Origin of the sequence: Thermophilibacter sp. ET337 (assembly GCF_024733715.1) — a bacterium.
GTDB lineage: Bacteria > Actinomycetota > Coriobacteriia > Coriobacteriales > Atopobiaceae > Thermophilibacter.
In genome coordinates this window covers 1-5,142 of the sequence record NZ_JANRHO010000018.1, presented here as the reverse complement: position 1 = coordinate 5,142, position 5,142 = coordinate 1, and the positions used below count along the sequence as shown (strand labels likewise).

Genomic DNA, 5,142 nt, shown 5'->3' with positions numbered 1-5,142 from the left:
CCGGGGTGCGTATAGTTATTCCCCGCGCAGCGACGCGGCCACGGCCCACGACCTGCGCGGGAGTACCTTGAGAACCGGATACTGCGATCGAGAGATCGACGAAGACAGACTTTAGCGAAATTCGAGATCTGAGCTAATCAGACACGTCAATTTCACTGAATCCGAGATCAGCGGGATCTTTGGCGGGACGGACGTTCCACTCACAGAGTCGCCGGCTCCAAGCCGGCTCTTTGAACGGAGAGTTCGATCCTGGCTCAGGATGAACGCTGGCGGCGCGCCTAACACATGCAAGTCGAACGGTTAAAGCACCTCCGGGTGTGCATAAAGTGGCGAACGGCTGAGTAACACGTGGGCAACCTGCCCCTCGCTCCGGGACAGCCTCGGGAAACCGTGGGTAATACCGGATACTCCGCAGCCCCCGCATGGGGGAGGCGGGAAAGCCCAGACGGCGAGGGATGGGCCCGCGGCCTGTTAGCTAGTTGGTGGGGCAACGGCCCACCAAGGCGATTATGGGTAGCTGGGTTGAGAGACCGACCAGCCAGATTGGGACTGAGACACGGCCCAGACTCCTACGGGAGGCAGCAGTGGGGAATCTTGCGCAATGGGCGAAAGCCTGACGCAGCGACGCCGCGTGCGGGACGAAGGCCTTCGGGTCGTAAACCGCTTTCAGCAGGGACGAGGGGGCAACCTGACGGTACCTGCAGAAGAAGCCCCGGCTAACTACGTGCCAGCAGCCGCGGTAATACGTAGGGGGCGAGCGTTATCCGGATTCATTGGGCGTAAAGCGCTCGTAGGCGGTCCGTTAGGTCGGGAGTCAAATCCGGGGGCTCAACCCCCGCCCGCTCCCGATACCGGCGGACTTGAGTTTGGTAGGGGAAGGCGGAATTCCAAGTGTAGCGGTGGAATGCGCAGATATTTGGAAGAACACCGGTGGCGAAGGCGGCCTTCTGGGCCACAACTGACGCTGAGGAGCGAAAGCTAGGGGAGCGAACAGGATTAGATACCCTGGTAGTCCTAGCCGTAAACGATGGACACTAGGTGTGGGGGGAGCCTCCCTCCGTGCCGCAGCTAACGCATTAAGTGTCCCGCCTGGGGAGTACGGCCGCAAGGCTAAAACTCAAAGGAATTGACGGGGGCCCGCACAAGCAGCGGAGCATGTGGCTTAATTCGAAGCAACGCGAAGAACCTTACCAGGGCTTGACATCTAGGTGAAGCGGCGGAAACGCCGTGGCCGAGAGGAGCCTAGACAGGTGGTGCATGGCTGTCGTCAGCTCGTGTCGTGAGATGTTGGGTTAAGTCCCGCAACGAGCGCAACCCCCGTCGCATGTTGCCAGCGGTTCGGCCGGGCACCCATGCGAGACCGCCGGCGTCAAGCCGGAGGAAGGTGGGGATGACGTCAAGTCATCATGCCCCTTATGTCCTGGGCTGCACACGTGCTACAATGGCCGGCACAATGGGCTGCCACCGCGCGAGCGGGAGCGAATCCCCAAAGCCGGCCCCAGTTCGGATTGGAGGCTGCAACCCGCCTCCATGAAGTCGGAGTTGCTAGTAATCGCGGATCAGCACGCCGCGGTGAATGCGTTCCCGGGCCTTGTACACACCGCCCGTCACACCACCCGAGTCGATTGCACCCGAAGTCGTCGGCCCAACCTCGTGAGGGAGGCGCCGAAGGTGTGGTTGGTAAGGGGGGTGAAGTCGTAACAAGGTAGCCGTACCGGAAGGTGCGGCTGGATCACCTCCTTTCTAGGGAGATCAGCTTCTTAGAAGATGACAACTTCATTGACGGACGCCCCGTCAGTCCCGCTGACGCTGTCTTCGCCGCGCCCCAGGGCGCGCAGTGTCCGGTCCCCGGGGGACTCCCCCGCCGTACCTTGAGAGCTGCATAGCGTGACGAAAGATTTTCCTCAAGAAGATCGCATCTGAAGACGCGGGGCCGAGCGCCCCGCGCGACGAAGTATGTTCGAGCCATCGAACGAAGAGAAGATGGTAAGGGCAAACGGTGGATGCCTTGGCACAGGAAGCCGACGAAGGACGCGACAAGCTGCGATAAGCCGCGGTTAGGGGCACATGCCCGCTCGACCCGCGGATCTCCGAATGGGCAAACCCGGCGGGAGTCATTTCCCGTCACCCCCGGCTGAACACATAGGCCGGGTGGAGGCAACCGGGGGAACTGAAACATCTAAGTACCCCGAGGAAGAGAAATCAAGCGAGATTCCCCTAGTAGTGGCGAGCGAACGGGGACCTAGGACAAACCGGCGGCCGCTTCGGCGCCGCCGGGGTTGTAGGGCCAAGCACTGCGCAGTCACAAAACCTCGTGGAAGCGGAACGGCATGGGAAGGCCGGCGGTACAGGGTTAGAGCCCCGTACGCGAATCCGCGAGGTCTGCCGCTTGGTACCTGAGTACCGCCGGACACGTGAAACCCGGTGGGAACCCGGGGGGTCCACCCTCCAATCCTAAATACTCTCCTGTGACCGATAGTGGACCAGTACCGTGAGGGAAAGGTGAAAAGCACCCCGGGAGGGGAGTGAAATAGTACCTGAAACCGTTTGCCTACAAGCAGTCGGAGCAGCGCTTGCGCTGTGACGGCGTGCCTTTTGTAGAATGAGCCAGCGAGTTACGGCGCGTGGCGAGGTTAAGCCACGAAGCGAGCCGCAGCGAAAGCGAGTCCCAACCGGGCGAGCAGTCGCGCGCCGTAGACGCGAAGCCGGGTGAGCTATCCATGGGCAGGCTGAAGCGGGGGTAAGACCCCGTGGAGGGCCGAACCCACCTAGGTTGAAAACTGGGGGGATGACCTGTGGATAGGAGTGAAAGGCCTATCAAACCCGGAGATATCTCGTTCTCCCCGAAATAGCTTTAGGGCTAGCCTCGGACGTTTACCTGCGGGGGTAGAGCACTGAATGGACGCGGGGGCCTCACCGCCTACCAACTCCAATCAAACTCCGAATACCGCCGGTCCAGAGTCCGGGAGTCAGAACATGTGGGCTAAGCTGTGTGTTCGAAAGGGAAACAGCCCAGACCGCCCGCTAAGGTCCCGAAGTCCGTGCTAAGTGGCAAAGGATGTGCGTCTGCCCAGACAACCAGGATGTTGGCTTAGAAGCAGCCATTCATTTAAAGAGTGCGTAATAGCTCACTGGTCGAGTGGACATGCGCCGACAATATACGGGGCTAAGCACGGCACCGAAGCGGCGGGCTAGATTTCATCTAGCGGTAGGGGAGCTTTCCGTCCGCGGCGAAGCCGTCGGGGCAACCGGCGGTGGAGCGGCCGGAAGTGAGAATGCTGGCATGAGTAACGAGAGGGGCGTGGAAAACGCCCCCGCCGTAAACCCAAGGTTTCCTGGGCAAGGCTAATCCTCCCAGGGTCAGTCGGGAGCTAAGGCGAGGCCGGAAGGCGTAGCCGATGCACAGCAGGTGGACATTCCTGCACCCCCGAACGGGCGCTAACACCGATGGGGCGACGGAGAAGGGTAGCTGGACGGGGTTCTGGACGTCCCCGCGATGGCACGTAGGCTGGGCGGTAGTGAAACGCGCCGCCCGCGACGGCTGAGGTGCCGGACGAAGCGACTGAGCGAAGCCAGTGAGCCCATGCTCCCGAGAAAACCCCCTAGGGAGCCCGCAGGGGCCCGTACCGCAAACCGACACAGGTGGGTGGGTAGAGCATACCAAGGCGATCGGGAGAACCATGGTTAAGGAACTCGGCAAAATTGCCCCGTAACTTCGGGAGAAGGGGTGCCGCCTCGGGTGGAGGGACTTGCTCCCCGAGCCCAGGGCGGCCACAGTAAATAGGCCCAAGCGACTGTTTATCAAAAACACAGGACTCTGCTGAAGTCGTAAGACGACGTATAGGGTCTGACGCCTGCCCGGTGCCGGAAGGTCACGAGGAGCCGTCAGCGCGAGCGAAGCGGCGAATCCAAGCCCCGGTAAACGGCGGCCGTAACTATAACGGTCCTAAGGTAGCGAAATTCCTTGTCGGGTAAGTTCCGACCTGCACGAAAGGCGTAACGATTTGGGCGCTGTCTCAACCATGGACCCGGTGAAATTGCACTAGTCGTGAAGATGCGACTTACCCGCGGAAGGACGGAAAGACCCCGTGAACCTTTACTGCAGCTTGACATTGGCTGCCGGTTCGTCGTGTAGAGGATAGGTGGGAGACGCTGAACCAGGGACGCCAGTCTCTGGGGAGTCGCCCTTGGAATACCACCCTCGACGTTCTGGCATCCTAACCCGCGACCGTCACCCGGCGTGGGGACCGTGTCAGGTGGGTAGTTTGACTGGGGCGGTCGCCTCCTAAAGAGTAACGGAGGCGCACGTAAGGTCTGCTCAGGACGGTCGGCAACCGTCCCTTTGAGTGCAAGAGCATAAGCAGGCTTGACTGCGAGACGGACAGGTCGAGCAGATGGGAAACCAGGTTCTAGTGATCCGGCGGCTCAGCGTGGTATGGCCGTCGCTCAACGGATAAAAGGTACTCCGGGGATAACAGGCTGATCTTCCCCAAGAGTCCACATCGACGGGAAGGTTTGGCACCTCGATGTCGGCTCATCGCATCCTGGGGCCGGAGCAGGTCCCAAGGGTATGGCTGTTCGCCATTTAAAGCGGTACGCGAGCTGGGTTCAGAACGTCGTGAGACAGTTCGGTCCCTATCCTCCGTGGGCGTAGGAGAACTGAGGGAGGCTGCCCCTAGTACGAGAGGACCGGGGTGGACGGACCTCCGGTGTACGGGTTGTCGACCAACGGCATCGCCCGGTAGCTGAGTCCGGTTCGGATAACCGCTGAAAGCATCTAAGCGGGAAGCCAGTCCCGAGATGAGTTCTCCCTTCGGTAAGGCCACTCGTAGACCACGAGTTCGATAGGCCGCAGATGTAAGCGCCGTGAGGCGTTGAGTCGAGCGGTACTAATCGGCCGAGCTCTTCTCTTCCTTCTGACTGCGATCGGGCGGAGGGGCTCTCGTCACGCTGTGCGGCCCCCAGGGCACGGCGAGAGCCGCCCCGGGACAGCAGAATGCCCCTTGTTGGTCAGCGACCATGGCAGGGGAGGCACACCCGGTCCCATTCCGAACCCGGAAGTTAAGCCCCCGAGCGCCGATGGTACTGCGGAGTCAGTCCGTGGGAGAGCAGGACGTCGCTGACCAACAAGGGGCATTTTGC

The 5,142-nt window shown here is 61.2% G+C and carries 3 rRNA genes; all 3 read left to right on the top strand.

What is annotated here, in order from left to right:
* Positions 1–231 precede the first annotated feature (231 nt).
* The 3 genes from NW198_RS09620 (at position 232) to rrf (ending at position 5,125) form a co-directional block, all read left to right on the top strand.
* A 16S ribosomal RNA gene (locus NW198_RS09620) occupies positions 232–1,743 on the top strand.
* Between the two features lie 233 nt (positions 1,744–1,976).
* Positions 1,977–4,913, top strand: a 23S ribosomal RNA gene (locus NW198_RS09615).
* 96 nt (positions 4,914–5,009) lie between these two features.
* Positions 5,010–5,125 (top strand): 5S ribosomal RNA (gene rrf, locus NW198_RS09610).
* The 16S, 23S and 5S rRNA genes sit together here, the layout of an rRNA operon.
* Positions 5,126–5,142: the final 17 nt, after the last annotated feature.